The organism is Arenibaculum sp. (assembly GCF_035998295.1).
GTDB lineage: Bacteria > Pseudomonadota > Alphaproteobacteria > Azospirillales > Azospirillaceae > DASYHS01.
This window is the reverse complement of record NZ_DASYHS010000166.1, coordinates 1-24,713: the sequence shown is the minus strand read 5'-3', so window position 1 is coordinate 24,713 and position 24,713 is coordinate 1. Positions and strand designations below refer to the sequence as shown.

The window sequence follows — 24,713 nt, the reverse complement described above, 5'->3', positions numbered from 1 at the left end:
CGGCGACGCATTCCCCGCCGTCCACTGCGAATGAGACCAGGAGAGAGACCATGAAAGCCATCGCATTGACCCTTGCGATCGCGGGTGCCGCCCTTGTCTCGGCCTGCGGCAACACGACCGAGGACCGTGCGCTCAGCGGCGCCGGCATCGGCGCCGCGGCCGGCGGCGTCGGCGGCGCCCTGACCGGCAACACGCTCGGCGGCGCCGTCCTCGGCGGTGCGGCCGGTGCCGCGGCCGGCGCGCTCACCGACGAGGAGGACGTGGACCTCGGTGAGCCGATCTGGCGTCGCTGACCGGAAACCCCTGAGCCGGCCCGGTCGCGGCCGCGCTCCGCCTACTCCGCCAGACTGTGGATATAGGCGATGACGGCCAGGATCTCGTCCTGGCCGAGCCTGTTGCCGAAGGCCTGCATCGCGCCGGCGGCACCGCCGTGGATCGTCTCGAAATAGCCGACGTCGGTGCCGTTGCGGGGGTACTTGAACGCCTCGTCGACGAGATTGGGCCCGATCCGGCCCGCCGCGTCGGGAAGGTGGCAGGCTTGGCAGAACCGCTGGTAGAGCCGCTTTCCCTCGGCCACGGCCTCCGGATCGCCGACGTAGAGGTTCTCCCCGGTCTCGTGGAAACGCCGGACGGCCTCGGTGGCCGCCTCGCCTTCCGGCAGTTCCACGTCGAGCGGCCTGTCGTCGAGCGGATGGCGGAAGACGACCTGCGCCGACGCCTCGCCGCCTCCGCTCGACAGGGGCAGTCCCGCCACAAGCAGGCCCACCGCAAGCAGGCCCGCCTTCACGACCCGTCCCATCATCGAATACTGCCCCCTTGGCTCGAAGTGCCGCCGGCCGGCCGTGCGGCCGTCGTCACTCCACCGTCTGGACGGTCGTCGCGACCTCGGCATCCTGCGGAACGTTGTCGGCGGCCATGACCCGCCACAGCGCTCCCGGCGGGTTCTCCTGCGGGCCGGCGTCGGTGAGATAGAAGCAGACGCAGTTGACGGCGAGGACGGTGCCGTCCTCGTCATAGCCGCCGCCGGTGAACTGGAGGCTGGTCTGGGTCAGGGTATCGATCTGCCAGCGCCCCATGTCGGCGTTCCAGGCCACCCCGAAGACCCGGCCCGAGCACCAGTCGCCGACCAGGTACAGATGCTCCATGCCGCCATAGTTGGCGACGCCGAGACCCTGGGCCGAGCAGCCGAAATGGTCCTGCAGCGGCTCGGCGTCGGGATAGGGCACCTCGTGCGGGTATTCGGCGACCGGCAGCACGCCGAATTCCGGGCAGTCCTGGTTCGGCCCGGTCAGGGGGAAGCAGTGGGTCCCCATCTTGATCGACCAGCCGTAGTTCTCGCCGCCGGTGCTGCGCGCGGGCTGCCAGTTGATCTCCTCCCAATGGTTCTGGCCGACATCGGCGATGAAGAGGTCGCCGTTCGCGGGATCGAAGGAGAACTGGTAGGGGTTGCGCAGTCCGTAGGCCCAGATCTCGGGCTTGGAGCGGATCTTGATCTTGGCGAATTCCTCCTCGGTGATGCCGAACAGGTTCATCAGCCGTTCATCCGACGCGTCGGCGTAGGGATTGCCATCGGGTATCGCGTAGGGCCGGTCGCCGCCGCCATCGACGTCGATGCGCAGTATCTTGCCGAGCATGGTGCCCAGATCCTGCCCCGCCTCGAGGGGATCGCCCTCCCAGCCGCCGTCGCCGATCGCGATGTAGAGATAGCCGTCGGGCCCGAACGCGATCTGGCCGCCATTGTGGTTGTACCAGGGCTGGTCGACCCGCAGGATCACGCGGGCCGTCTCGTTCGCCCGCTCGGCCGTGACGGCGTCGGGGCTCTCGGGGTCGACCGTGAAGCGCACGATCATGTTGTCGCCGTTGAAGGGCAGCGACGTGTAGTGGACGAAGAAGTGGCCGTTCCGCTCGAACTCCGGATGGAAGGCGATCGAGAACAGTCCCTGCTCGACGAAGCCGGTCTGCACGTCGGTGCCGAGCGGGTTGATGGACGTGAGGTCGAGGAACGGTTCCTCCAGGAGCTGGCCGTCCCGGACGACCCGTACCCGGCCGACGCGCTCGACCACGAAGATGCGGCCGGACCCGTCGCCGGCCGTGGAGACGCCGACGGGATCGGCGAAGCCGTCCGCAACCTTGACGAGGGCGATCCTGGGGGAGCCCGGTATGTCGCCGGGCGGCTTGGCGACCTGGTCCGCGGTCTGGGGGACTTCCTGGGCGGCCGCCTGGGCGACCACGGTCGCGGATTCGGGCAGGCAGAGGGCCAGCAGCGCGGCGCCGACGAGCGAAGACAACCACTTCATGTGCGTCCTCCCGTTTTCGTCCCGTCGCCATTCGCGGTCCGAACGCTGCCGCTCGACGGCGGAGGCCGCATCATCCGAATGGTAACCGACCGGTCCGGAACGGCCTGTGCACAGAACCCCCGGCCCGGAACGGCGTTCCTGCCGGATGCAAGGCGTATTCACGAAGGCCGTAAGCCGAAATCGCGTGCGGGGGAGATGGCGAAAGGGGGAACGAGGGAGGTCGCGACGTCCCGCCGGCCGGCAGGGACGGGGCCGGCCGGCGGGTTTCGTGCGGAAGGTTTACTGGCTGGTCTGGCCGGCCGGGGTCCCGATCGTGCCGCCGGCTTCCGCCATGCCGTCCAGCTCGACGTCGAGCGCGGAGAGCGTCTCCTGGTCGGGCTGGCCCGTCGCGTCCATGCCCTGCTGCTCCTGGAAGCCGCGCAGCGCGGTCTCGGTGTTCGGGCCCCAGACGCCGTCCACCTGGAGATCCTGGCCCTGGTCCGCCAGCGCCTGCTGGAGCTTGCGGACGTCGTCCTCGCTCATCTGGTCGGGCTGCATGCCGGACCCGGTGGCCGCGGTGTCCGTGGCCGGCATCGGGGTCGAACCCTGGGACGCCGTGCCGCCGGTGCCGAGCGTCTGGGACGAGTCCTGGGACAGCGTACCGCCGGCGCTGGGAAGCTGGTTCATGCCCTGGGCGTCCGGGCCGCCGGGCATCGGCGCCTGGTTCTGGGCGGCCGAGTCACCGGCACCGGACCCGGGTGTCTGCGCCGAACCCTGGGCGGCCGTGTCGGTGGAGCCGGACGACTGGGTCTGGGTGGCGCCGGCGCCACCCGTCGCAGCCCCTCCGCTCGCGTCCTGGGCCTGCGCCGCGCCGGACACGGACAGGGCGCCGGCCGCCAGCAGGGCGGCAAACAAGGTGTTCACTTTCATCTCCGATCCTCCAAATCATGGGCGTACACCGTCCCCGGCTCGTTCGGAGCTTCTTTGGCAAGACGGTTTCGGCTAGCAAACAGAAGGCGCGTGGATTCTATTCCACGGGAAATATCGCGACGAAGAATGTCACGGTCGTCTAAAATTAAACGTGATTTCGAGACCTGCGCCGCGCAGGACGCCGCGCAATCCGGGTCGGGCGGCGCATCAGAACATGCGCAGCAGGCTGCTCGCCGGAATGAAGCGTCCGCCGACCGCGACCAGCCGGATCGCTGCGACGGCCACGGACAGGTCCAGGTCGGCCGACACGTAGCCGCGGGCGCCGGCCTCCAGCGAGAGGGCGACGTCGTGCGGGTCGTCGGACCCCGCGAGGACAACGATGGGAGCGGGGGCCAGAAGATCCCGGAGCCTTGCGACCTCGGCCAGGACGGCCTCGGAACCGGCCGGGCGGAATCCGGCCACAACCACGCCGACGTCGAAGGCCGCCTCCGGCCGGCCTGCGGGCAGGTCCGCCGCCGCCGCGATCTCCAGGTCGGCTCCCGTGAGCCCGAAGCTGGCGGCGAAGCATTGGCGGGTCATCGTCAGGGGATCGAAGAGGAGGATCCTGATCCTCCCGCAACGGTCCCGTTCCTGGTCCGGTTGCTCCACCCCTACCCTGCCCCCGCCGTCCTCGTCCTCCGGAGAAGCGAAGGCGGGGCGGTCGGTACCGGCCGGACCTGAAGGCGCCGTCGCGGTCGCGGGCATCTAGCGTACTCCGCGTAGGAACGCCCCGACGTGAGCGGGGCAACCGCAGCTCCGTCGCCTCGGCAGCGCGGCGCAGGCCGGTCTATTCGACGGGCAGCGCCGTCACCATGTCGAACAGCGGCAGGAAGGTCGCGGTCAGCGCGCCCAGGTCGATGAGACCCGGGGTGGGAAGATGCACGTCCATCACCTCCCGGAGATCGTCGAACCGCAGTTCGGTGCCGTCGCCGAGGATGATCGCCCCCTGCGAGAGGCGTGCGGCGGCTCCGCCCTCCCGGATCGCGTCGGCGACCCCCGGAGCCAGAAGATCGAGATTCAGGACGTCGCCGACGTCGTCGACGGTGAACCTGGTACCGTCGCGCAGGACGACCGTTCCCGGCCCGGTCAGCGTCGCGGTCTGGCTCTTGCGGGTCACGACGCCGTCGACGCTGGTGACGGTCGTGCTGGTGATCCGGGCGAAGACGTCGGAAGACGGCTCCAGGCCGGCCGACACGGCCGCCAGCTTTCCCTCGCCCATCACGAAAGGCTCGGCGGCGGCAGGCGAAGCCGCCAGAACGGCAATCAAGCCAATCAGCATCGTCCGCATCGAGCAGCCTCCTCCAGCAGGAACCCGTGTCGCGCCCGCCTCCGCCGCCCGAAGACATGGCAACCGAGGGGCCGCGCGACGGATGGTGACGCAACGACATGCGGCGCGCCATCCGCAATTCGGACATCGGCGCCTACGCATTTCGCGGAAAACGGCCATTCCCGCGCGTGTCTTCGCACCGGGGTCGGCATCCGTCGTAATCACATCTTTCGACGTCCGGCGCGCAGGGCGGCGATGAATTCCTCGTCGCCGTCGGCGAGCAGCAGGTCGAGCGCGCTCATCAACGCGCCGACGCGGTCGTCGGCCAGGGAGTAGTAGACGCGCCGATGGCTGCGCCGCGGCCGCACGAGGCCTGCCGACCGCAGGCGGCGCAGATGCTGGGATACCGAGGACTGTTCCATGCCGACGGCCTGCGACAGGTCGCTGACGCTGCATTCGCCCTGCGCCAGGCGGGCGACGATCAGAAACCGCGTCCGGCTGCTGCCGAGAAGGCCTAGTAGATCGCGGATCTCGTCGGCACGTTCCCTGAGGCGATCGAAACTCTCCATGACGGCTCCGGGCATCGGGTGGATGCCGCGTCGAGAACCCGCGAGGCGGTCGGTACTCCCAATGTCGATAGGCCGCGGACGCCGGTCAACTAGGGTGTCGTAACTATCCCGCGGCACCATCCGCGCGGCCGGGCCGGCGCCGAAGCCCCTCCCGCGGACGGCGGCCATGTTCACCCGCCCGATCGGAGTGGGCCATCCGTCGAGGGAAAGGACGGACCGGGCGAGACCATGATCCGACAATCGGACGATCCGTTCACCATGAAAACGAGAACCCGTTCTTATTGATGACATAAAATATTATCGGATACACACCATGCCTCCAATAATTATCCGGTCGATCGATTATCTAGTTACAATTAGATATTTAATGCTTGCGCAGATTTTGTTATATTTGTTTTGCGCCGGATCGAGGCAGGCTTTTTTCCTTTACGGCCTATGCCTCCGAGGGCCGGCACGTGGACGGGACCCATCGCGGAGATCACCGCTCCACGGGCGTCATCGACGGACGCGCATCGCACTGTGGTCAATCGTCACGGCTTGGAGGAAATCATGATCCGTATCGTCACCGCCGCCGCCGCCCTGCTCATGATGTCGGGCGTCGCCATGGCCGAACCGGTCAAGCTCACGGACACCCAGCTCCAGACGACGTCCGCCGGCCAGCCCCTTCTCAGCGTGCTGAGCGGCTTCCGCCTCTTGACCGACTTCCAGGTTGCACTCAACAACCAGGTCGGCGCCGCCATCGGCATCGGCGGGGACGCAGTCCAGCAGAACAACTCATGGATCGTCCAGGTCCATAAGGCCAGCCGGTTCAAGATCTTCGATCTCGACTGATCGCCGCATGCCCGCGCCGCCCCGGCGGCGCGGGCCCCCTTCAAGCAGGCCAAGCGGGCCGGCAACCTACGCATTTCGGCGGACCGGAGGCCGCAGCCGACGGGCCGCGCGCCCGCCGGGCATGCCCGTTTCCGTTCGCGCGACAGACGAACGCGGGCATGCAGGCCTATGGAGCGTAACGGATTTCCCATGGGATGGGTCCAGTTGCGGCAAGGATGCGGGAGGACGGCGGCGCCACAACGAGGTAGGATGAACGGATTCCGACAGAGCACGCCTTCTCGGGCAGAAATGAGGGTGTCCGGTGCGCCGGACGTCCGATCCATCGACCGAGAGGAGATCCGGTATGCTTCGCAAGGCCGCCGCTCTGATGATCCTCGCCGCACCCGTCGCACTGGCTCCGGCCATCCTGCCGGCGGAGGCCGCGGCCGCGCCCGTCCAGCTCACGGAAGCCCAACTCGACGAGGAGGCCGCGGGACGGCGCTCCCACCGCTGGGGCGGGTGGCGCCATCGCGGCCCCGTCACCGTGGTCTCGGCCCCCCAGATCTCGATCGTCAACCAGATCGCGATCGCCATCGCGATCGGCGGCGGCACCGCGACCGCGACCAACGTCTCGTACATCTACCAGATCAGCGGGATCGGCGGCCGGCTCCGCTGAGCCGCCGGGACCGGCTGGACCGGCGGACCGGACGCCTCGGACCCGCGAGGAGAGAACCATGCGAACCGACATGATCGCCCGCGGCCGGGCGTCCGGACGGCCTCCCGCCCCCATCCTCTCCGCCGCCCGGCTCGTCCGAGCCATGATCGTCGCGGCGGTCGCGGCAGCCGCCGCCCCGGCGCTGGCGCAGGAGGCCACGCCCGGGGTCAAGCGTGTGACGACGCTGGTGGAGATGCGCCAGCGCAACGTCATCATCCAGAAATGGGACCTGAGCTGCGGCGCGGCCGCGCTCGCGACCCTGCTGCAGTTCCAGCACGGCTTGCCGGTCACCGAGCGCGACATCGCGGCGAGCATGCTCGGCGGGACCGACAGCAGGCTCGTCCAGGCCCGGATGGGGTTCTCGCTGCTCGACATGAAGCGCTTCGTCGATGCGCTGGGCCTCGAAGGGACCGGCTACGGCGAGATGACGCTGGCCGACCTGGCCGGCATGACGCCCGCGATCGTGCCGATCCGGGTGTCGTCGAGCTTCAGCCACTTCGTCGTCGTCCGCGGCATCGTGGGCGACCGCGTCGTGCTGGCCGATCCCGCCTTCGGCAACCGGACGCTGCCGGTGTCCCGGTTCGAGGGCGTCTGGGAGAACAAGGTCGCCTTCGTCATCGAACGCAGGGACGGCTTGGCACCGCCGAACCGGCTCACGGCGGGCCCGGACGACTACCGGGTGCCCGCCGGCGCCGTGCTGCGCCGCGCGGCCGGCTGAGGGGCACGCGGCGCCGGGCAATCATGGCCAGGCAATCATGGCCAAGTAATCGTGAGGAAACCAGAACGCCATGAGACGCAACATGGATAGGGTGGCGGCCGGCTCGGCGCTGGTGCTGATCCTCGGGGGCTGCTCCGGCATGACGCTGCCGACGCCGCGCGGCCATTACCGCGAACCGCTTGCCGCACCGCCGGAAGCCGCCCTGCAGGTGGCCGAGGCGCGAGCCGCCGAAGACCGGATCGCCGAGCTGCAGCGACGGATCGACCGGCTGGAGAGGCGGCTCGCCGCCGTGTCGAAGCCCGGGGTGGCGGAACTCGGCGCGGCGGAACTTGCCGCGACCGCAGGGGGCGGAGCCCATCCGGGCCCCGGGCCGGGAGCGGAACTCGCGCAGGCGGTCGAGGCACCGGCCGCGGACGCGGGCGCGGTGAGCGACGAGGAGCTCGGCCGCGCCCTGTCGAGGACCCTGGTCGAGCAGGGCGGCCTGGTCCTGCCGCCGTTCGCCGCGGAGATCACGCCCGAGCTGTCCTACGCCTACCGCGGCACCTCAGGCCTGCAGATCTTCGAAATGGCCGGCGTACCGGGCATCGGCTTCATCGACACCCGGCAGGACACGCTCACCGCCAGCGTGACCGGGCGCCTCGGCCTGCCCTATTCCAGCCAGGTCGAGGTCAGCGTCCCCTTCGCCTACGACCGGGTCCGCGTCGACCGGCAAGGCTTCAGCCAGACCCGGTCCGACAGGGGCATCGGCGACCTGCAGGTCTCGCTGTCGAAGCAGTTGCTGCGCGAGCGGAGGGTCGTGCCGGACCTGCTCGGTTCCGTCACTTGGCGGCTGCCGACCGGTTCGGCGGCGCTCGGCGCCAGCGAGCCCAGCCTCGGGGCGGGGTATCACGCGCTCCGGGCCGGGCTGACCGCGGTGAAGAGCCAGGACCCGCTCGTCTATTTCGGTACGCTGGCTTACACCTGGAACCTGTCCGACACGGTGGCGGGCGTCGACATCGATCCCGGCGACATGGTCAACGTCCGCCTCGGGACGGTCCTCGCCGTCAGCCCGCAGACCTCGCTGCGGGCCGTCCTCGACACCGAGTTCCGCCGCGAGACGGAGATCGCCGGGATGCGGGCCCCGGGGTCCGACGACGTGGCGGCGTCGCTGGAACTCGGCGTCGCGGCGGTCCTGACCGACCGCATGCTGCTCGACGTCACCGCCGGGTTCGGCGTCACGGAGGCCGCGCCCGATTTCCGTTTCGGCATCGCCCTGCCCTACCGGTTCTGATCCCCGCGCCTCAGGTCCCGGAACCCTGCCGAAGCGGCGGCACCGCTTCGGCAGGGGTTCGCGCGTCAGGCGACGGTCTGGGTGAGATAGGTGACCTGGGTCCGGTTCCTGGCGCCGAGCTTGCGCATGATCGACTGGACGTGGACCTTCACCGTGCTCTCGCACATCTCCAGCTCGAACGCGATCACCTTGTTGGGCTTGCCCTGCCTCAGCCGCATCAGCACGTCGAACTCGCGCGGCGTTATGGTCGCCATCGGATTTCCCGAGCCGTCCCCCGCCGTTCCCCGCGCCGAACCGCGCCGCGAGCGCGGCCCGCGGTCGGAGCGCAACGCGACCTCCCGGCGCAGCAGGAGCGCCTCGGCCGGCACGTAGACGCCGCCCCGGCGGATCAGCCGCGCCGCCTCGACCACGATCCGAAGGTCCATCTCGGTCGTGAAATAGCCCCGTACCCCGAGCTTGAGGGCGGCGACGACGTCCTCCAGGTTCAGCACGTCGGCAAGAATCGCGACGGGCGTGTCGGGAAAGGCCTCCCGCATGCCGCGCAGCTCGCCCGCGATCCATTCGTCGTCGAGCGGGAGCGAGCCCGTCGCCAGGATGCAGACCGAGGGCGGCCTGCCGCCCGCCGGTGCGCCGTCGTCCCGCGAGCCTGACGCCTGATGGACGTCCACGCCGGTGTCGACCGTCGCCAGGGCCCGGGCGACGCAGTCGCGCAGCATGGGACGCCGGTCGAGCAGCAGGACGGACAGGTCCTCCCCGCCCCGTCCGCGCAGGAACTCGGCGTCGCGGGTGATTTCCGGCGCCTGCATCAAATTGTTTTCACAGCTAACTAATGTATTTTTTTCCATCGTGGCATCCACAGCACGTCCCCCCTTCGAAATCCGAGCTACGTGATGACTGTTCTGTGGGCGGATCGAGGGACAACCTGACCGAAGGCGATGAGGTCCGCCTTCCCCTCGACGTTGATAGGATAGTGCGGCCGTCTCATATGATGGTGCGCTTATATGAGTGTGAGTGCCTGGACAGAAGACATACGGGCTCGCCGTATGAGGGCGGGCGCGGGTGCGAGACCATGGCGCCCTCCCCATGTTTAAGGGACGGACACGACACGACGAGGCAGCGCCCGTGACGGACGAAGACTTCCTGTGGCCGGTCGCCGCCCCCGAGGCCGAGGGGCTCCGCGTCGCGGCGGAGATCGGCTTCGTCGAGGGCACCGACTTCATCCGCAAAGGCGGGGAGTTCCGCTTTCCGACGACCGAGAAGGCGATGCTGTTCAACCGGTCGCTCGTCGACGCCCCGGGCACCGAGGGCGTCTAGAAGACGCCGCTCAGAGGCCGGCCCAGGGCAGCGGCCGGTCGCCGAGGTTCCAGTACAGGCTCTTCTGGTTCATGTAGGCGCGGATGCCGTGGCGCCCCTTCTCGCGTCCGAGCCCGCTCTCCTTCACGCCGCCGAAGGGCGTGGAGATGCTGAACTGCTTGTAGGTGTTGATCCAGACGGTCCCGGTCCGCAGCCGGCGCGCGACCCGCCAGATCCGTCGGTAGTCCGAGGACCAGATGCCGGCGGCGAGGCCGTAGACGCTGTCGTTCGCCTCGGCGACCAGCCCGTCCTCGTCGTCGAAGGGCAGGACGACGACGACGGGGCCGAAGATCTCCTCCTGGCAGACGCGGGCACCGTTGCCGAGGCCCGCGATGACGGTCGGCAGGTAGTAGGACCCGCCCTCGTAGGCCGGGCCTTCGGGCGGGCGGCCGCCGCACAGGACCTCGCCCCCTTCCTCGACGGCGAGGCGGACGTAGCGGTCGACGGCGTCGCGGTGGCGGGGATGGATCAGGGGAGCCACCTGGGTGCCGTCATGCTCGGGGTGGCCGACGCGCAGCCGCCGGGTCGCCTCGACCAGGCGGCCGAGGAACGCGTCGTAGACCGGCCGCTGCACGAACAGGCGCGAGCCCGCGATGCAGGACTGCCCGCTCGAGCTGAAGATGCCGTAGAGCGCGCCGGCCAGCGCCTCGTCCAGGTCGGCGTCGGAGAACACGATGTTCGGCGACTTGCCGCCGAGCTCCAGGGACACCGGCATCAGCTTGTCGGCGGCGATGCGGGCGATGGAGCGGCCGGTCGAGGTGCCGCCGGTGAAGGACACCTTGGCGACGTCGGGATGGCGGACCAGGGCATCGCCCACGACGGCGCCCGATCCGGGCAGGGCGGAGAACAGGCCCGGCGGCAGGCCGGCCTCCTCGACCACCTCGGCCAGCTTCAGGCAGACGAGCGGCGACCAGGCCGCCGGCTTCAGGACCACGGCGTTGCCGGCGGCGAGCGCGGGCGCCACCTTCTGGGCGTCGCTGGCGATCGGGGAGTTCCAGGGCGTGATCGCGCCGACGACGCCGATCGGCTCGTGGATGCTCATCGTCAGGACGTCGCCGCGCGGCGGCGTCAGCTCCTCCTCCAGCGTCTCCAGCGCGGCGGCGAAGAAGCGGAAGGTCCCCGCGGCGCTGGCGACCAGCGCGCGCGTCTCGGCCAGCGTCTTGCCGGTGTCGCGGGTCTGGACGCGGGCGATCTCGTCCGCGCGGCGCGACAGGCCGTCGGAGATGGCGTGGAGGTGGCGGGCGCGCTCGTGCGGGCGCAGGTCGCGCCACGCCGGGTCGGCCATGGCGCGCCGGCCGGCCTCGACCGCCTCGGCGACGTCCTCGGCCGAAGCGCCGGCGACCTCGGCGTTCAGGCTGCCGTCGGCGGGGAAATGGGACGCGATCGTCTCGCCACGCCCCTCGCGCCACCGTCCGGCGACGAAGATCGGCTTCGGCATTCCTTCCTCCAGCTTCGGACCGCGTCTCAGATCGTGATGGGCGCGTCCAGGTTGGCCAGCGTCCGCACAACGCTGAGCGCGGTCAGCATCGACGTCTTGGGGTTGTCGGGCGAGGGCCGGCCTTCCAGGCGGATCGCGATCCGCCCGCTGCTGCCCTCCGCCTCGATCTCGTGGACGTTGCCGGGCGCGCCGGGATCGGCGACCAGCTCGACGCCGGTGCGCTCGAAGCCGAGGCCGGCCAGCGCCACGGTCGCCGCGACATTGGCGTTCTTCGGGTAGCCGAGCGCCGCCTCGCGCGCGCTGCCGCGATAGAAGACCAGGGGGGCGTCCAGGCGGTCCAGGTCCGCCACCCGCTCGGCCGGCGTGCCCTTCCAGGCGGAGGGCGGCTTGCGCGAGCGGTAGGTGACGCGCTCCAGGCCGTCGACGCGCATCGCCGAGATCGCGTCGATCCCGCCGACCGCGCCGGGCGAGAGCAGCACGCGCCGGCCCGCGGCCTGCGCCGCGGCGCGCAGCCGCTCGTGCAGGGCCGCATCGCCGAGCGCGCCGATGGAGATCACCAGCAGGTCGCGGCCCGCATCGAGGACGGCCGGGCCGTACTGGGCCACCGCCCCCTGCCCCGCCGCCTCGGCGACGACCTCGGGCCCGAGCGCCAGCAGCGCGTCCAGGCTCTCGACCGCCGGGATGCCCTGCGCGATCAGGGGCTGCGCGCGCCCCGGCGAGACCAGGACCCCGGCCACGGCGTCGCCATGCCCGGCGGCGCGCAGCGCCTTCACGACCGACTGCCCGATACTGCCGTAGCCGATCAGCCCGACGGACCTCATCGGCTCACCCCTTCGACTTGCCGGCGGGCAGCTTCTCGACCGGCGGCCCGGCGAACTTGATGCCGAAACCGCCGATCGCGGCCATGTCCACCTCGACCATCACCGGGCCGCGGCGGCCGATCGCCTCACCGGCGACCTCGTCGAACGCCGCCGGCGAGGAGACCTTCAGGTAAGGCAGGCCGTAGGCGGCGGCGATCGTCCCGAAGGACGGGTTGCGCAGGTCGGTGTACATGCGCCGGGCGCCGTAGGCGGCGTCCTGGATGTTTCGGATCACGCCGTAGCCGCCGTCGTTCATCACGAACAGGGCGACGTCCGCCTCCTCCTCCGCAAGGGTGCCGAGCTCGCCCAGGCACAGCGACAGTGCGCCGTCGCCGACGATCGCGACGGTCTTGCACCCGGAGCCGATGGCGGCGCCGATCGCGTGCGGCAGCCCCTGGCCGATGCCGCCGCCGGCCGCATGAACCGCCTGGCGCGGCGAGCGCATCGCCGGCGAGCGGTTGCCCCAGATGCTGTTCGAGAGCGTGATGTCGCGCACCCAGCGGGCGTCGGCCGGCATCGCGCGCGCGATCGCGTCGCGCAGGCCGGCATAGGGGCCCATCTGGCGCACGAGGTCGGCTTCCGCCGCCGCCCGCGCGGCGACGACGGCGTCGCGCCACGCCGGGTCGGGCCGGTAGTCCGTCGCCACGGCGTCCGCCAGCGCGTCCAGCACCAGGCCCGCATCGCCGAGAAGGAAGTCGTCGCCGGCGAAGCCCCGGCCGTCGGCCCGCGGGTCGACGTCGACCCGGACCAGCGGGGACGGCAGGCGGATGCCGTAGGTCCGGGTCTCGTTGCTGCGCAGATGCGAGCCGACGACGACCATCAGGTCGGCGCGGCCGTACAGGTCCAGCACCGGCGGCGCGACCGTGAAGGCGGCCAGGCTCAGGGGATGGTCCTCGGGCAGGACGCCGCGGCCGAGCACGCTGGAGACGACGCCGATCCCGAGATCGGCCAGCCGCCGCACGGCGGTCCCCGCCATGCGCGCACCGCCGCCGACCCACAGCAGCGGCCGCCGGGAGCCGCGCAGGCGCGCGGCCAGCCGCCCGACCGCGTCCGCATCGGGGACCGGGGGCGCCGGGACCTGCACGGGGGCCTGCACCGCCGCGCGGACCCGGGCCTTCTGCACGTCGATCGGGATCTCGACGCTGACCGGCCCGGCGGGCGCCGCGAGCGCGGTCCGGATCGCGTCGCGCATCACCGCGGCCGCGTCCTCCGGCCGCGCGATGCGGAAGAAGGCCTTCGACACCGAGGCCAGCGTGGCGGGCTGGTCGGCCGCCTCGTGGATGAATCCCCAGCCGCGGTCGAGATAGGCGCTGTCGATCTGGCCGGTCAGGTGGATCATCGGCGTGCCCGCGGTCAGCGCCTCGATCAGCGCGCCGCAGCCGTTCCCGGCCCCGGTCCCGGTGCTGGTCACCGCGACCGAGAGCCGGCCGGAGACCCGCGCCGCCGCGTCGGCCATGTTGACCGCCCCCGCCTCGCCGCGCGCGGTGACGAAGCGGATGCGCCCGCGGCGCCCGATCGCGTCCAGGATCGGCATGTTGTGGATGCTGATCACCCCGAAGGCGGTCTCGACGCCCGCGGCCTCCAGCAAGGCGACGATCTGGTCGCCGACGGCCGCCTCGGCGCCTGCGGACCGGTCCTCGGGCGACGGATGACCCTGGGCGAGCGATGGCGGGAGTGCGGTCATGGCATGGCCTCGAGGAAGCGGAGGATGGGCGCGGCGTAGGCCGCAGGGTTCTCGACGTAGCCGGCGTGCCCGACGCCGGGGATCTCCACGTAGCGGGCGCCGGGCCAGGCGTCGGCGATGCGGCGCGCCTTGTCCGGCGGGACGACCGCGTCGAGCGCGCCGCAGGTCACCAGTCCCGGGACGCGCAGCCCAGCCACCGCCGCGGCGAGGTCGCCCCGGGCGAGCAGCGAGCAGGCCTGCGCGTAGCCGGAGATGCGGATCTCCGCCATCGCCCCGCGCACGGCCGCGACCGCGTCCGGCGGGGCGCCCGGCGCGCACAGGCGCGGCGCACGCGCCTCGGCGAAGCGCTCGGGCCCAAGCTCGACCAGCTCGCGCAGGCGGGCGGCGATCGCGTCCGGCCACGGCCCGTCCGGCGGGCACCCGCTGCCCGACGCCGGATCGGCCAGCACGAGGCCGGCGACCAGGTCCGGGTGTCGCCCGGCCAGGGCCGCCCCCATCAGCGCGCCCAGCGAGTGGCCGACCACGACCGCGCGCGAGATGCCCAGCGAGCGCAGCAGCGCCGCCAGCGCGTCGGCATAGGGGACGGCGTCGGGACGGCCCTCGCCCAGGGCGTCCGACGCGCCATAGCCCGGCGCGTCCCAGGCGATCACGCGCCGCCCGGCGCCGAGATCCGGCATCACCGGCAGCCACGACCGGGCGTTGGAGCCGATCCCGTGCAGCAGGACCAGCGGCTGCCCCTGCCCGGCCTCCACCCAGGACAGGACCCGCCCGCCAAGGCGGGCATTGCCCTGGCGCGCGACGGTGCCGCTGCGGGAAGGAGCGGTCATCAATTGAACACGAAGCCGCCATTGACCGGCAGCACCTGGCCGGTGACGAAGGACGCGGCGTCGGACAGCAGGAAGACCGCCGAGCCGACGACGTCCTCGGGATACTGCGGCCGGTTGATGGAGCGGCCGTTCTCGTAGAGCGCGTGGCGCTCGGCCGGGACGTACTCCGTCGCCTCGACCCGGGTCAGGCCGACGGCCAGCGCGTTGACCCAGATCCCCTTCGGCCCGAGCTCGCGCGACAGCGACCGGGTCATCGAGATCACCGCCCCCTTGCTGGCGACGTAGTGGAGCAGGCGCGGCGCCCCCCAAAGCGCGGTGTCGGACGCCAGGTTGACGATGCCGCCCCGCTCCATCAGCGGGACCATCGCCTTGACCACCAGCCACAGGCCGCGGACGTTGACCCGCATCACGCGGTCGAAGGTCTCGACGTCGATCTCGTCGTAGCCCTTGCCGCCGATGCCGGTCGCGATGGCGGCGTTGTTGACCAGCCCGTCGACGCGGCCGAAGCGGTCGCGCACCGCGGCGGCGAAGGCGTCGACGCTGTCGGTGTCGCCGACGTCGAGGGGGAGAGCCTCGGCCTGGAAGCCCTGCTCCGCCAGCTCGGCCGCCGCCTGCCCGGCGAGGTCCATGCGCAGTTCGCCGATGACGACGCGGGCGCCGGCCTCGCAGCACGCCTGCGCGAAGGCGCGGCCGAGGCCGCGCCCGGCGCCGGTCACGACGATGGTCTTGCCCGTGAGCTGAGACATCCTAGGCTCCGAATGCAGAAGGGGGTCAGGCCGACTGCGCCGCTTTCTTCCTCAGCCGCTCCGCCTTGGCGATCGCGATCGGATGGTCGGCCGGGTAGTCGGGGAGGTCGGGCTTGTTGTTGCCGAGCATCACGCACATCAGCGCCTCCTCCTGGGTGTCGTTGCGCAGGCCGCGATAGATCCCCGGCGGGACCGAGACGACGTCGCGCTCGCTCACCACCGTCTCCCACGTCTCGCCCTCGTACTCGAAGAACAGGGTGATCCGCTTGCCGCGCAGGATGAAGAACGCCTCCTCCACGTCGTGGTGGACGTGGAGCGGCCCCTCGCAGCCCGCGGGCAGGATCATGGTCGAGAAGGTGAAATGCTCGGCCGGGATCGAGTTCGCGTCCTCGCGCACGCCGGCGGCGCCGGTGCCGATGTAGCGGGTCTGGGCGCGGCGGTATTTCGGGTCCACCTCGGCCTGCCAGCCGAGCGCGTTCCAGTCGTAGCTCCGCGTGTCGTGCCGCGCGACCCGGGTCTGCAGCCATTCCCCCAGGGTCTTGCCGGCGGGCTTCTTCCAGGTCGCGAAGGGAGGGTCGTCCTGGGACGGGATCGGCACCTCGGGAACGGTATCGGCGGCGCTCATCGCGGGTCCTCCTCTGGCCTGGACCATCCGACATGTTTTACATATGAGACGATCGTTCGCATGTAAAACATGGTAGAAAACTTGGGCCGCGTGGTCAATAGTGTTGCACCCGACAATGAAGAGAGGACTCCGCCATGGATCTCGGTCTGTCCGGGCGCAAGGCCGTCGTCTGCGCTGCCAGCCGCGGCCTGGGACGCGCGTGTGCCGAACAGCTTGCGGCGGAAGGCGCCGAAGTCGTGCTCGTCGCCCGCACCGCCGGCCCGCTGGAGCGCGCCGCCGGGGAGATCGGCGCGGCGACCGGCGCGACCGTGCGCTGGGCGGTGGCGGACGTCTCGACCGACGCCGGGATCGAGGCGGTCCTCCGGGCCTGTCCCGAGCCCGACATCCTCGTCAACAATGCCGGCGGCCCGCCGCCCGGCGACTTCCGCCACTGGGACCGCGAGACGTGGTACCGCGCGCTCGACGCCAACATGCTGTCGGCGATCCTGCTGATGCGCGCGACGGTGGACGGGATGATCGCGCGCGGCTTCGGGCGGGTCGTCAACATCACCTCCTCGGCCGTGCGCTCGCCGCTGCCGATCCTGGGCCTGTCGAACGGTGCGCGCGCCGGGCTGACCGGCTTCGTGGCCGGGCTGGCGCGCGAGGTCGCGCCGCACGGGGTAACGATCAACAACCTGCTGCCGGGGCCGTTCGAGACCGACCGCCTGGCGTCGAACTTCGAGGCCCGGGCGGAGCGCGAGGGCAAGTCGCCCGGCCAGGTGCGCGAAGAGGCGCTGAGCAAGAGCCCTGCCCGCCGCTTCGGCCGGCCGGCGGAGCTGGGGGCGATGTGCGCGTTCCTGTGCAGCCCCCAGGCCGGCTACGTCAACGGCCAGAACATCGTGCTGGACGGCGGCGCGCACAGCGGACTGGTCTGAGGGCCGCCCCGAGAACGGCCCGGCGTTGCCTTTCCGGCAACGTCTCGGACCGGGCGGCGGCGATCACCGGCGTGTTCCTGCCGGTCGATGCCGGCCGGCGGGCCGGCATCCGTCCCGTCATCTTGCATCGGAGCCGGCGCGCCGGGCGTGGGCGGGAATCGGCTTGCTCATATGGACGAGGTGGCCGCCGCCGAAGGCTTCCTCCCGGTCGACCCGGTAGCCGAGCCTGTCGTAGAGCCGCAGGTTCTCGGCGAAGAGCTTGTTGGTGTAGAGGCGGATCTCGCCGTACCCGAGTTCGGCCGCCAGGTGCTCGGCATGCGCGATCAGCCTGCGGCCGAGGCCGCGCCCCTGGAAGGACGGCGAAACGGCGACGTTCTCGATCAGCAGGTAGTCCGGCCGCGCGGCGGTCTCGACGACGCCGGCCAGCCCGCCGTCGAGGTACAGCAGGTCGATGCGGTGGCGGCGCACGGCGTCGGCATAGTCCGCCGTCATCGGCTTCGGTTCGCGGCCGATCACCGGCACCCATCTGGCATAGGCCAGCCGCGTCAGGTGCCGGACGGCGGGCGCGTCGGCAGCCGTCGCCCGGCGCAACTCCTGCCTCTCCCGCGTCATCGCTTCCACCTCGCAGCGCCCGGCTCCAGCCCCGCATGCTAGCGCAGGGCGTGGAAGGCACGGAAGGCCCCACCGGACCTTCTGCGCCGGACGGCCGGAGGCGGACGCGGCCTATTCGGCCGCCGCTTCCGCCTCCACCTGCTCGCGCGCCTTCGCCTCCAGCAGGCGCCGCACGCGCACGAGGCCGACGTCGTGCTGGTAGAGGAACTCGTGCTCGCGCGGTTCCGGCGCCATGTCCTCCAGCACCATGCGGTCCTGCTCCAGCACGTTCCAGTGCAGCTCCTCCAGCCGCGTGCGGTACAGGAACTTCCAGACGTTGCGCTTCCAGCCCGCGACCTTGCGCGTGCGCCAGAAGAAGACGACGCAGTTCTTCTCGTCGACCGGCGTCGCGAAGCCGATGATGCCGAACGGGCCGCCGGGACCGAACCGCTTGGCGTAGGGGATGGTCAGGCGCATCCACAGGCTGCCGGTGTCGCCGAACTCGACCCAGTCGAAGTTGACGCCCATCTGGTTGGTCTTCTCGAAGATGAAGCCGGTCGGGGTCGGCCGGACGGCCATCTCCGCCGATTTCTCGCCATAAGCCATCGAGTGCGAGACCGCATGCAGGTAGGAGCCGTGCATGGGGTCCATCACGTTGTCGATCGCGTAGCGGTAGCTGGATTTCCAGTGCGCGAAGCACAGGAAGCGGTCATAGGCCTCGTCGTCGGTCAGCTCCTCCGGCACCACCAGCTCGGGGACGTCGTCGGACCGGCCGTCGGAGAAGTAGAGGAAGATCGCCCCCGCGACCTCGCGCACAGGGTACGACAGCACGCGCGCCCTGGACTTCATCGGGCAGTTCGGCGAGGCCGGCACTTCCGCGACGCTGCCGTCGCCGCGCACCTCGACCCCGTGGTACCAGCAGGCGACGCGGTCGCCGAGGTTCCAGCCCATGGACAGGCGCGCGCCGCGGTGGGGGCAACGGTCCTCCAGCGCGTGGAGTCTGCCTTCGGTGTCGCGCCAGAGCGCGATGTTGCGCGACAGGCGGGTGATGCCCACCGGCGTGTCCTGGACCGCCCAGCTCGGCAGGACGGGGTGCCAGCAGTTGAGGATGCCGGTGTCGAGACGCTGCTCGACCGCGGATTTCACGGATGCGGGAGCCATGGGGGTGTCCTCTCGGTCGCGGGCGGGTTCACAGCGCGAGACGCTCGATCTCGCGTTCGAAGCTCTCGACGGTCCAGGGCCGTCCGTCCGGCGCGCGGACGCCGCGGGCGTTCAGGCGGTCGACCAGCGGCGCCAGCTCCTCGACCCCTTCCTCGAAGGAGGCGACCAGGGCGTCGGCGAGTGCCTGCTCGTAGTCGGTCGGCGGCGACGGCCGGGTCTGCCAGACGATGTTCTCCGCCTGGCCCGGCCGCTCGATCACGCCCTTGCCGGCGGCATTGTTGGGTTGGGGCCTGCGCCAGGGCTTCAGGTGCGGGTTGTAGTCCATTCTCGATCCTCCTTTCGCGACGCGCCGATCACGGCGACGGCATCGATCTCGACCAGGAGGCCCGGGTCGACCAGCGCCCGGACCTCCACCAGCGTCGAGCACGGCAGGTCGCCGCCGAAGAACTCCCGCCGGGCCGCGGAGACCTCGGCACGGCGGGAGATGTCGGTCACGTAGATCGTCAGCTTGACGACGTCGGCCATCGCCGCCCCGGCCGCCTCCACGAGGGCGCGGACCTTGCGCAGGGTCCGGCGGGTCTGCTCCTCCATCCCGTCGTCGCCGGGCACGCCGGCATGCAGGCCGGACAGGTAGACCGTGTCCCCGACGACCAGGCAGTTGGAGAAGAGGCCCGGCGGCGGCTCCGGCACCTCGGGCGACAGGACCCTCCGGATCATGGCGTCACTCGACGAAGGCGTTGGTGTACAGCTCCTCGACCGGCGTGGCCTGCTGGATGAAGCCCTGCTCCAGGTAGAAGTTCTGGAGGTTCTCCAGGCGCTCGGCATCCATCTCGCCGACGACGGACTGGCCCTTGTAGGTGCGCTCGGCGTAGTTAGCGAGGATGCGGGCGAGCTTCTCCTCCTGGCCGGCGAAGGAGGGCTGCGCCTCGGCATAGGCCTTCGCGGCCTTCACCGGGTCGTCCATGATGTACTGCATGCCCTTCAGCGTCGCCTGGACGATCGCCTTCACCATCTCGGGCCGCTGCTCGATCGCCTCGTCGGAGGCGAGGATGGCCTGCGCCATCGAGGGGAAGTAGTCCATGGTCGGCATCGAGACCGTGCCCGTGCCCTCGATCCCGTCCTGGACCGTGATCTCCCAGTCTGGGGTGCAGGCGCAGGCGTCGGCCTCCCCCGACATCACGAGCTGGGGGACGCCGGCCGGGCCGACGGCCTGGGCGTTGACGTCGTTCTTGGACAGGCCGGCCGAGGCGAGGCTGCCGAGCAGCGCGTAGTAGGTCGTGTCCTGGTAGGAAAGCGCGGTGATGGTCTTGCCCTTCAGGTCGGCTAGCTCCTCGATCCCGCTGTCCTTGCGCGCGACGATCACGGTCATCGAGCCGCCGCCGAGCACGCCCACCGCCTTCACCGGGACGCCGTTGGCGCGCACGATGATCGGGGTGTCGCCGATCGCGCCGCCGATCGGCGCGTTGCCGGCGCCGATCTGCTTGGCGACGTCGACGCCGCCGCGCGCGACCTGGAACTCGACCTCGTAGCCGGCGTCGCGGTAGTAGCCGAGATGCTGCGCCAGCACCCACGGCCCGAAGGCCGGCAGCGACAGCGGCGCCGGCAGCAGATAGGTGATCTTCTCGGCCGATATCGCCGCGGAAGGCGCCGTCCCGACGCCGAGTGCGACGGCGGCCGCGGCCGCGAGCGTCTTCAAGCTGGTCCTGGTGTTCATGTCCGCCATCCCCGTTCGTTGTCGTTGACGTTCATGCCGGGCCGTCAGCGGCGGCCGGCGCCTTCAAGAGCTTCGAGCTGCGTGCGGGCCTGCTGGGCGAGGAGCCGTCGCAGGCGCACGAGGCCGAGGTCGTGCTGATAGAGGTTCTCGTGCTTCTCGAGGCCGGGGCCGCAGCCCTGGAGGATGCCCCGGTCCTGCTCCAGCACCGCCCAGTGGCGCGCTTCCAGCCGGTTCCGGTACAAGAAGCGCCAGACGTCGCGCTGCCAGCCCCCGGCCCTGCGGCAGCGCCAGAAGAAGCAGGCGGTGGTGGTCCCGTCGATCGGCGTGCCGTAGGAGACGATGCCGAAATTCCCGCCCGGCCCGCCCGACGGCGGATAGGGGATCTCGAGCCGGACGTAGAGCGACCCGGCGTCGACCAGTTCGCTCCAGTCGAAATTGACGTCCCGCTGCCCGGCCTTCTCGAAGACGAAGCCGGTCGCGGTGTCGCGGACGCGGAAACTCGCCTCCGTGTCGCCCTGGTACATCGAATGGGACTTGGCGTGCAGGAAGGTCCCGTGCATCGGGTCCATGTTGTTGTCATAGAGATACCGCCAGAAGGTCTCCCACTCGGCGTAGCACAGGAAGCTGTCGTAGCCGGTGTCGTCGCGCAGCTCCGCCGGGACCACGAACTCCGCCGGTTCCGCGTTCAGCGCGTCGCCGAACCAGGCGAACACGGCCCCCTTCAGCTCGAACGACGGGTAGGTCCTGACGGCCCGCGTCCCCTCCAGCCGGCATCCCGGCTGGCCGGGCACCTTCAGCACGGTGCCGTCGGGCCCGACCTCGACGCCGTGGTAGCTGCAGCGCAGCCGGTCGCCGCAGTTGACGCCGCGCGACAGCGGCACGCCGCGGTGCGGGCACCGGTCGGCCTGGACGTGGACCCGGCCGGCGAAGTCGCGCCAGACCACCAGCGGCTCTCCCAGCCGGCGCAGGCCGAGCGGCCGGTCCTTCACCAGTTCGGACGGGAGGATGGGGTGCCAGCGGTTCCGCAGGCCGAGCGTCAGGTAGTCTTCGACGTCCGCGTCGGTCGCCATCTAGGCCCCCAGGTCCTTCATCACCGCGGTGAAGATCGCCGGCGTCCAGGCGGGCGATCCGGGAGGACGGACCCTGGAGGCGTTCAGCCGTTCCACCAGCGCGTCGAGTTCCCAGGCGCCGGCGGCGAAGGCCGCCTCGACGACGTCGGCGAGGTCGTTCTCCCAGTCGCTCGGAAGGCGCGTCGCCGCCTGCCGCGGCTCGAGGCGAAGCCGGTCCGTGGTCATTTCCCCTCCTTCTCCCGCCATTGCCGCTTCAGGCGCTCGCGCACCGGCACGAAATCGTAGGTCGGGAAGAACTCCGTCGAGAAGACGCCCCAGGCGCAGCGCTCGATCTCGACGTTGACGACGTTGAGCAGGCGCGGCGGCAGCCGCAAGGTCACGACCTGGCCGATCCCCATCACGACGTTCCAGCTCACGATCTCCGTCCCCTCGGGCGGGAAGCGCTCCCACCACCCGGTCCCGGCGAGATGGGCCTGGATCTGTTCCAGGTTCTTGCTCTGGTCGTGCTTCAGGAACACCGTGAGCAGGATCGTCTCTTCCTCCGCCACCGCCGCCTCCCTCTAGAGGTCCAGTACCAGCCGCGGCGACCTGGCCCGCGAGACGCAGACCATCATCGTCTTGCCCGCCGCCCGCTCCGCCTCGGTGAGGATGCTGTCGCGGTGGTCGGGCTCGCCCTCGATCACCCGCGTCTCGCAAGTGCCGCAGATGCCCTGCTGGCACGAGCAGGGCACGTCCACCCCCTGCCCCGCGAGCGCGTCGAGGATCGAGACGTCCGGCGGCACCGGGACCGTGATGCCCGCGCGCGCGCACACCACCTCGACCGGCGCGTCGCCGTCCTCCCCCGCGGCCGCGCGGGCGTCGGAGCGCGGAACGAACCATTCGAAGCGGGCGCTGCCCGCGGGCCAGTGGGCGGCGGCCACCTCGACGGCGGTCATCAGCCGCTCCGGGCCGCAGCAATAGACAAGGACGCCGTCCCGGGGCTCGGCCAGCAGCCGCTCCACCGACAGGCGCGTGCCCTCGGCGCTCGCGTGCAGCACCACCTCGCCGCCCGGCAGGGCCGACAGCTCCTCCAGGAAGGGGGCGCGGGCCGCGGAGCGGACGCAGTAATGGAGCGTCCACGGCCGGCCGGCGCGCGCGGCCTCCCGGACCATGGGCAGGAGCGGCGTGACGCCGATGCCGCCGGCGACGAAGACGTAGCTGTCGGCGGGATCGAAGCTGAAATTGTTGCGCGGCCCGCCGACGGTGACGAGCTGGCCCGGGCGCAGGGCGCCGTGGACGAAGCCCGAGCCGCGCCCGCCCGCGACCTCCAGCACGCCGATCCGGTAGACGCGGTCGTCGGCGGGGTCGCCGCACAGGGAATACTGCCGGACCAGGCCGCCGGGAAGCTGCAGGTCGAGATGGGCCCCCGGCTCGGCGCGCGGCAGGACGCCGCCGTCGGGATCGCGCAGGTCGACCGAGACGACCCCCGGCGCTTCCCACGTCACGCGGTGCACCCGGAGCGTCATCGTCCCCACGTCGCGCGAGCCTGTCCTGTCGACCATCCCTTCCCCTGAACACCGGAATATGCGGTCCCGGGCCCGTTCCCCGGGTGTACGCTCGCATTCCCTTGACACTACCAAAGCCACTCCGCATAATCCAGATATAAAATGGCGTTTTACATATAAGACAAACCGACGACGAGGGAGCCGATGGGGACGAACGCCGCGCCACAGGCTGCACCGGGGGCCGCACCGCGGATCGAGTACCGCTCCGTCACCAAGCGCTTCGGCTCCGCCGGCGGCCCGACCGTCACGGCGGTCGAGGGCGTGACCCTGTCGATCCGCGACGGCGAGGTCGTGTCGCTGATCGGGCCGTCCGGCTGCGGCAAGAGCACGCTGCTCGGCATGGGGTCGGGGCTGTACCTGCCGACGCAGGGCGAGGTGCTGGTCGACGGCGAGCGGGTCGACGGCCCCAACGACCACGTCGCTTTCATGCTCCAGAAGGACCTGCTGCTGCCGTGGCGGACGATCCGCGAGAACGTCGAGTACGGGCTGGAGATCAAGGGCATGGCCGCGGCCGAGCGGCGGCCGCTGGCGCTCGACCTGCTCGGCCGGTTCCATCTCGGCGGCTTCGAGAACCACTATCCGCGCCAGCTCTCGGGCGGCATGCGCCAGCGCGCGGCGATGGCGCGCACGCTGGCGGTCGACCCGTCGGTGCTGCTGATGGACGAGCCGTTCTCGGCGCTGGACGCGCAGACCAAGATGGTGCTGCAGCAGGACCTCGCGACGATGCTGGCGCGCGAGGGCCGGACCGCGCTGCTGATCACCCACGACCTCGCGGAATCGATCATACTTTCCGACCGGGTCCTGGTGATGAGCCCGCGCCCGGGCCGCATCATCGAGGAGATCCCCATCGATCTCCCGGACCGTGAGAACCCGATGGTACGGCGGCGGAAACCGGGCGTAGCCGTCTATGTGGAGCGGCTGATGGAGCTGCTGCGCATCGGCGAGACCCTCGAGACCCTCGAGACGGCATGAGGCGCAGATGCAGATGAAGACGCAGCCGCTCTCCTCCACGGCGTCCGGTCCCGGCCACACCCCCGGCCCCGCCCCGGCCGCGGCCCCGCTCGGCCGGGTGTCGGGCGCCGGCCTGCTCGCCCGGCTGTCCGGCAATGCCGGCGTGGCCTCGCTCCTGCTGTTCGCCGCGTTCCTGGCGGCGTGGGAATGGGGCCCCGGGCTGCTCGGCCTGCCCGCGTTCCTGATGCCGCCGCTGTCGGACGTGCTGGCCGAAGGCGTGCGCATGTACTTCAGCGAAAGGCTGATCTTCCATACCGCCGTGACCGCGGCCGAGACGGCCGCCGGCTTCGTGATCGGCTCGCTGCTCGGGATGGCGGTCGGCTATCTGCTGGGCATGTCGCCGCGCGCGGAATTCCTGCTGTCGCCCTATATCCTGGCGCTCCAGATCGCGCCCAAGGTCGCGTTCGCGCCGCTGTTCGTGGTGTGGTTCGGCTACACCGTCTACCCGAAGGTGCTGGTCGCGATCCTGATCGTGTTCTTCCCGGTCATGGTCAACGTGCTCGGCGCGATCCGCACGGTCGACCCGGACCTCATCAACCTCGCGCGCACCTTCAAGGCGACGCGCTGGCAGATCTTCCGGA

31 protein-coding genes are annotated in these 24,713 nt (G+C 71.0%); 9 read left to right on the top strand and 22 right to left on the bottom strand.

Annotated elements, in window-relative coordinates; translation table 11 throughout:
- The first annotated feature begins 50 nt into the window (after window positions 1–50).
- Window positions 51–293: a hypothetical protein gene (locus VGO20_RS16840; RefSeq protein ID WP_327503535.1), complete on the top strand. Its 243-nt coding sequence runs from the start codon at window positions 51–53 to the stop codon at window positions 291–293.
- 41 nt (window positions 294–334) lie between these two features.
- On the opposite strand, the gene VGO20_RS16835 is transcribed toward VGO20_RS16840, so the two are convergent.
- The 6 genes from VGO20_RS16835 to VGO20_RS16810 form a co-directional block, all read right to left on the bottom strand.
- Window positions 335–802 (bottom strand): c-type cytochrome, encoded by a 468-nt coding sequence (locus VGO20_RS16835; protein ID WP_327503534.1) that lies wholly within the window; start codon window positions 800–802, stop codon window positions 335–337.
- Window positions 803–854: 52 nt separating this feature from the next.
- On the bottom strand, window positions 855–2,297 hold the full coding sequence (locus tag VGO20_RS16830; RefSeq protein ID WP_327503533.1) for a PQQ-dependent sugar dehydrogenase: 1,443 nt from the start codon (window positions 2,295–2,297) through the stop codon (window positions 855–857).
- 279 nt (window positions 2,298–2,576) lie between these two features.
- Complete coding sequence (locus VGO20_RS16825) at window positions 2,577–3,200, bottom strand: peptidoglycan-binding domain-containing protein (protein WP_327503532.1); 624 nt, start codon at window positions 3,198–3,200, stop codon at window positions 2,577–2,579.
- A 213-nt stretch (window positions 3,201–3,413) separates the two neighbouring features.
- Entirely contained in the window at window positions 3,414–3,950 is a 537-nt protein-coding gene (locus tag VGO20_RS16820) for a hypothetical protein (RefSeq protein WP_327503531.1), read from the bottom strand.
- Between the two features lie 82 nt (window positions 3,951–4,032).
- Window positions 4,033–4,533: a hypothetical protein gene (locus VGO20_RS16815; protein ID WP_327503530.1), complete on the bottom strand. Its 501-nt coding sequence runs from the start codon at window positions 4,531–4,533 to the stop codon at window positions 4,033–4,035.
- Window positions 4,534–4,733: 200 nt separating this feature from the next.
- A complete protein-coding gene (locus tag VGO20_RS16810) occupies window positions 4,734–5,081 on the bottom strand; it encodes an ArsR/SmtB family transcription factor (RefSeq protein ID WP_327503529.1) in 348 nt (115 codons plus the stop codon).
- Between the two features lie 549 nt (window positions 5,082–5,630).
- Between VGO20_RS16810 and VGO20_RS16805 the strand changes: the two genes are divergently transcribed.
- The 4 genes from VGO20_RS16805 to VGO20_RS16790 all read left to right on the top strand — a co-directional run bounded on the left by VGO20_RS16805 (window position 5,631) and on the right by VGO20_RS16790 (window position 8,594).
- The gene (locus VGO20_RS16805) at window positions 5,631–5,912 is read left to right on the top strand and encodes a hypothetical protein (RefSeq protein ID WP_327503528.1); all 282 of its coding nucleotides are present in this window, start codon (window positions 5,631–5,633) and stop codon (window positions 5,910–5,912) included.
- A gap of 343 nt (window positions 5,913–6,255) precedes the next feature.
- Window positions 6,256–6,567: a hypothetical protein gene (locus tag VGO20_RS16800; protein WP_327503527.1), complete on the top strand. Its 312-nt coding sequence runs from the start codon at window positions 6,256–6,258 to the stop codon at window positions 6,565–6,567.
- Between the two features lie 58 nt (window positions 6,568–6,625).
- The gene (locus VGO20_RS16795) at window positions 6,626–7,324 is read left to right on the top strand and encodes a C39 family peptidase (protein WP_327503526.1); all 699 of its coding nucleotides are present in this window, start codon (window positions 6,626–6,628) and stop codon (window positions 7,322–7,324) included.
- A 70-nt stretch (window positions 7,325–7,394) separates the two neighbouring features.
- On the top strand, window positions 7,395–8,594 hold the full coding sequence (locus VGO20_RS16790) for a transporter (RefSeq protein ID WP_327503525.1): 1,200 nt from the start codon (window positions 7,395–7,397) through the stop codon (window positions 8,592–8,594).
- A 65-nt stretch (window positions 8,595–8,659) separates the two neighbouring features.
- On the opposite strand, the gene VGO20_RS16785 is transcribed toward VGO20_RS16790, so the two are convergent.
- On the bottom strand, window positions 8,660–9,400 hold the full coding sequence (locus VGO20_RS16785) for a response regulator transcription factor (protein ID WP_327503524.1): 741 nt from the start codon (window positions 9,398–9,400) through the stop codon (window positions 8,660–8,662).
- Between the two features lie 316 nt (window positions 9,401–9,716).
- Here VGO20_RS16785 and VGO20_RS16780 point away from each other — a divergent pair, with 316 nt between their 5' ends.
- Complete coding sequence (locus VGO20_RS16780) at window positions 9,717–9,908, top strand: hypothetical protein (RefSeq protein WP_327503523.1); 192 nt, start codon at window positions 9,717–9,719, stop codon at window positions 9,906–9,908.
- Between the two features lie 10 nt (window positions 9,909–9,918).
- On the opposite strand, the gene VGO20_RS16775 is transcribed toward VGO20_RS16780, so the two are convergent.
- The 6 genes from VGO20_RS16775 to VGO20_RS16750 are packed head-to-tail and all read right to left on the bottom strand — an operon-like array spanning window position 9,919 to window position 16,127.
- On the bottom strand, window positions 9,919–11,385 hold the full coding sequence (locus tag VGO20_RS16775; RefSeq protein ID WP_327503522.1) for an aldehyde dehydrogenase: 1,467 nt from the start codon (window positions 11,383–11,385) through the stop codon (window positions 9,919–9,921).
- A 26-nt stretch (window positions 11,386–11,411) separates the two neighbouring features.
- On the bottom strand, window positions 11,412–12,206 hold the full coding sequence (locus VGO20_RS16770) for an aspartate dehydrogenase (RefSeq protein ID WP_327503521.1): 795 nt from the start codon (window positions 12,204–12,206) through the stop codon (window positions 11,412–11,414).
- Window positions 12,207–12,210: 4 nt separating this feature from the next.
- Window positions 12,211–13,929: a thiamine pyrophosphate-binding protein gene (locus VGO20_RS16765; RefSeq protein ID WP_327503520.1), complete on the bottom strand. Its 1,719-nt coding sequence runs from the start codon at window positions 13,927–13,929 to the stop codon at window positions 12,211–12,213.
- Complete coding sequence (locus VGO20_RS16760) at window positions 13,926–14,756, bottom strand: alpha/beta fold hydrolase (RefSeq protein ID WP_327503519.1); 831 nt, start codon at window positions 14,754–14,756, stop codon at window positions 13,926–13,928. The genes VGO20_RS16765 and VGO20_RS16760 overlap by 4 nt, the downstream gene beginning before the upstream one ends.
- Window positions 14,756–15,502 (bottom strand): SDR family oxidoreductase, encoded by a 747-nt coding sequence (locus tag VGO20_RS16755; RefSeq protein ID WP_327503518.1) that lies wholly within the window; start codon window positions 15,500–15,502, stop codon window positions 14,756–14,758. Before VGO20_RS16755 ends, VGO20_RS16760 begins: the two co-directional genes overlap by 1 nt.
- Window positions 15,503–15,527: 25 nt before the next feature.
- Complete coding sequence (locus VGO20_RS16750) at window positions 15,528–16,127, bottom strand: cupin domain-containing protein (protein ID WP_327503517.1); 600 nt, start codon at window positions 16,125–16,127, stop codon at window positions 15,528–15,530.
- Window positions 16,128–16,261: 134 nt separating this feature from the next.
- Between VGO20_RS16750 and VGO20_RS16745 the strand changes: the two genes are divergently transcribed.
- Window positions 16,262–17,041 carry an SDR family oxidoreductase gene (locus tag VGO20_RS16745; RefSeq protein ID WP_327503516.1) on the top strand — a complete coding sequence of 260 codons (780 nt, stop codon included), beginning with the start codon at window positions 16,262–16,264 and terminating at the stop codon, window positions 17,039–17,041.
- A 117-nt stretch (window positions 17,042–17,158) separates the two neighbouring features.
- Here VGO20_RS16745 and VGO20_RS16740 read toward each other — a convergent pair whose 3' ends face one another.
- The 9 genes from VGO20_RS16740 to VGO20_RS16700 form a co-directional block, all read right to left on the bottom strand.
- Window positions 17,159–17,653 carry a GNAT family N-acetyltransferase gene (locus VGO20_RS16740; protein ID WP_327503515.1) on the bottom strand — a complete coding sequence of 165 codons (495 nt, stop codon included), beginning with the start codon at window positions 17,651–17,653 and terminating at the stop codon, window positions 17,159–17,161.
- A 111-nt stretch (window positions 17,654–17,764) separates the two neighbouring features.
- Window positions 17,765–18,793, bottom strand: coding sequence for a Rieske 2Fe-2S domain-containing protein (locus VGO20_RS16735; protein ID WP_327503514.1), 1,029 nt, complete (start codon window positions 18,791–18,793; stop codon window positions 17,765–17,767).
- 28 nt (window positions 18,794–18,821) lie between these two features.
- Window positions 18,822–19,118 (bottom strand): recombinase-like helix-turn-helix domain-containing protein, encoded by a 297-nt coding sequence (locus VGO20_RS16730; protein ID WP_327503513.1) that lies wholly within the window; start codon window positions 19,116–19,118, stop codon window positions 18,822–18,824.
- Entirely contained in the window at window positions 19,097–19,510 is a 414-nt protein-coding gene (locus VGO20_RS16725; RefSeq protein ID WP_327503512.1) for a RidA family protein, read from the bottom strand. Before VGO20_RS16725 ends, VGO20_RS16730 begins: the two co-directional genes overlap by 22 nt.
- A 4-nt stretch (window positions 19,511–19,514) precedes the next feature.
- A complete protein-coding gene (locus tag VGO20_RS16720; RefSeq protein WP_327503511.1) occupies window positions 19,515–20,507 on the bottom strand; it encodes an ABC transporter substrate-binding protein in 993 nt (330 codons plus the stop codon).
- A gap of 44 nt (window positions 20,508–20,551) precedes the next feature.
- A complete protein-coding gene (locus VGO20_RS16715) occupies window positions 20,552–21,577 on the bottom strand; it encodes an aromatic ring-hydroxylating dioxygenase subunit alpha (RefSeq protein WP_327503510.1) in 1,026 nt (341 codons plus the stop codon).
- Window positions 21,578–21,802, bottom strand: coding sequence for a recombinase-like helix-turn-helix domain-containing protein (locus tag VGO20_RS16710; RefSeq protein WP_327503509.1), 225 nt, complete (start codon window positions 21,800–21,802; stop codon window positions 21,578–21,580).
- Window positions 21,799–22,125, bottom strand: a complete 327-nt coding sequence (locus tag VGO20_RS16705; RefSeq protein WP_327503508.1) for a hypothetical protein — start codon at window positions 22,123–22,125, stop codon at window positions 21,799–21,801. Before VGO20_RS16705 ends, VGO20_RS16710 begins: the two co-directional genes overlap by 4 nt.
- A 12-nt stretch (window positions 22,126–22,137) precedes the next feature.
- Window positions 22,138–23,118: a PDR/VanB family oxidoreductase gene (locus VGO20_RS16700; RefSeq protein WP_327503507.1), complete on the bottom strand. Its 981-nt coding sequence runs from the start codon at window positions 23,116–23,118 to the stop codon at window positions 22,138–22,140.
- Between the two features lie 147 nt (window positions 23,119–23,265).
- Here VGO20_RS16700 and VGO20_RS16695 point away from each other — a divergent pair, with 147 nt between their 5' ends.
- Window positions 23,266–24,093, top strand: a complete 828-nt coding sequence (locus VGO20_RS16695) for an ABC transporter ATP-binding protein (protein WP_327503506.1) — start codon at window positions 23,266–23,268, stop codon at window positions 24,091–24,093.
- A 7-nt stretch (window positions 24,094–24,100) separates the two neighbouring features.
- Window positions 24,101–24,713, top strand: a 613-nt coding sequence (locus tag VGO20_RS16690) for an ABC transporter permease (protein WP_327503505.1), incomplete at its 3' end; no start/stop codon positions are given.

Excerpts from the sequence above, each read along its gene's own strand:
- VGO20_RS16840 (WP_327503535.1), top strand. The coding sequence starts at position 51 with ATGAAAGCCATCGCATTGACCCTTGCGATCGCGGGTGCCGCCCTTGTC.
- VGO20_RS16835 (WP_327503534.1), bottom strand. The coding sequence starts at position 802 with ATGATGGGACGGGTCGTGAAGGCGGGCCTGCTTGCGGTGGGCCTGCTT.
- VGO20_RS16830 (WP_327503533.1), bottom strand. The coding sequence starts at position 2,297 with ATGAAGTGGTTGTCTTCGCTCGTCGGCGCCGCGCTGCTGGCCCTCTGC.
- VGO20_RS16820 (WP_327503531.1), bottom strand. The coding sequence starts at position 3,950 with ATGCCCGCGACCGCGACGGCGCCTTCAGGTCCGGCCGGTACCGACCGC.
- VGO20_RS16815 (WP_327503530.1), bottom strand. The coding sequence starts at position 4,533 with ATGCGGACGATGCTGATTGGCTTGATTGCCGTTCTGGCGGCTTCGCCT.
- VGO20_RS16810 (WP_327503529.1), bottom strand. The coding sequence starts at position 5,081 with ATGGAGAGTTTCGATCGCCTCAGGGAACGTGCCGACGAGATCCGCGAT.
- VGO20_RS16805 (WP_327503528.1), top strand. The coding sequence starts at position 5,631 with ATGATCCGTATCGTCACCGCCGCCGCCGCCCTGCTCATGATGTCGGGC.
- VGO20_RS16800 (WP_327503527.1), top strand. The coding sequence starts at position 6,256 with ATGCTTCGCAAGGCCGCCGCTCTGATGATCCTCGCCGCACCCGTCGCA.
- VGO20_RS16795 (WP_327503526.1), top strand. The coding sequence starts at position 6,626 with ATGCGAACCGACATGATCGCCCGCGGCCGGGCGTCCGGACGGCCTCCC.
- VGO20_RS16790 (WP_327503525.1), top strand. The coding sequence starts at position 7,395 with ATGAGACGCAACATGGATAGGGTGGCGGCCGGCTCGGCGCTGGTGCTG.
- VGO20_RS16785 (WP_327503524.1), bottom strand. The coding sequence starts at position 9,400 with ATGCAGGCGCCGGAAATCACCCGCGACGCCGAGTTCCTGCGCGGACGG.
- VGO20_RS16775 (WP_327503522.1), bottom strand. The coding sequence starts at position 11,385 with ATGCCGAAGCCGATCTTCGTCGCCGGACGGTGGCGCGAGGGGCGTGGC.
- VGO20_RS16770 (WP_327503521.1), bottom strand. The coding sequence starts at position 12,206 with ATGAGGTCCGTCGGGCTGATCGGCTACGGCAGTATCGGGCAGTCGGTC.
- VGO20_RS16765 (WP_327503520.1), bottom strand. The coding sequence starts at position 13,929 with ATGACCGCACTCCCGCCATCGCTCGCCCAGGGTCATCCGTCGCCCGAG.
- VGO20_RS16760 (WP_327503519.1), bottom strand. The coding sequence starts at position 14,756 with ATGACCGCTCCTTCCCGCAGCGGCACCGTCGCGCGCCAGGGCAATGCC.
- VGO20_RS16755 (WP_327503518.1), bottom strand. The coding sequence starts at position 15,502 with ATGTCTCAGCTCACGGGCAAGACCATCGTCGTGACCGGCGCCGGGCGC.
- VGO20_RS16750 (WP_327503517.1), bottom strand. The coding sequence starts at position 16,127 with ATGAGCGCCGCCGATACCGTTCCCGAGGTGCCGATCCCGTCCCAGGAC.
- VGO20_RS16745 (WP_327503516.1), top strand. The coding sequence starts at position 16,262 with ATGGATCTCGGTCTGTCCGGGCGCAAGGCCGTCGTCTGCGCTGCCAGC.
- VGO20_RS16740 (WP_327503515.1), bottom strand. The coding sequence starts at position 17,653 with ATGACGCGGGAGAGGCAGGAGTTGCGCCGGGCGACGGCTGCCGACGCG.
- VGO20_RS16735 (WP_327503514.1), bottom strand. The coding sequence starts at position 18,793 with ATGGCTCCCGCATCCGTGAAATCCGCGGTCGAGCAGCGTCTCGACACC.
- VGO20_RS16730 (WP_327503513.1), bottom strand. The coding sequence starts at position 19,118 with ATGGACTACAACCCGCACCTGAAGCCCTGGCGCAGGCCCCAACCCAAC.
- VGO20_RS16725 (WP_327503512.1), bottom strand. The coding sequence starts at position 19,510 with ATGATCCGGAGGGTCCTGTCGCCCGAGGTGCCGGAGCCGCCGCCGGGC.
- VGO20_RS16720 (WP_327503511.1), bottom strand. The coding sequence starts at position 20,507 with ATGAACACCAGGACCAGCTTGAAGACGCTCGCGGCCGCGGCCGCCGTC.
- VGO20_RS16715 (WP_327503510.1), bottom strand. The coding sequence starts at position 21,577 with ATGGCGACCGACGCGGACGTCGAAGACTACCTGACGCTCGGCCTGCGG.
- VGO20_RS16710 (WP_327503509.1), bottom strand. The coding sequence starts at position 21,802 with ATGACCACGGACCGGCTTCGCCTCGAGCCGCGGCAGGCGGCGACGCGC.
- VGO20_RS16700 (WP_327503507.1), bottom strand. The coding sequence starts at position 23,118 with ATGGTCGACAGGACAGGCTCGCGCGACGTGGGGACGATGACGCTCCGG.
- VGO20_RS16695 (WP_327503506.1), top strand. The coding sequence starts at position 23,266 with ATGGGGACGAACGCCGCGCCACAGGCTGCACCGGGGGCCGCACCGCGG.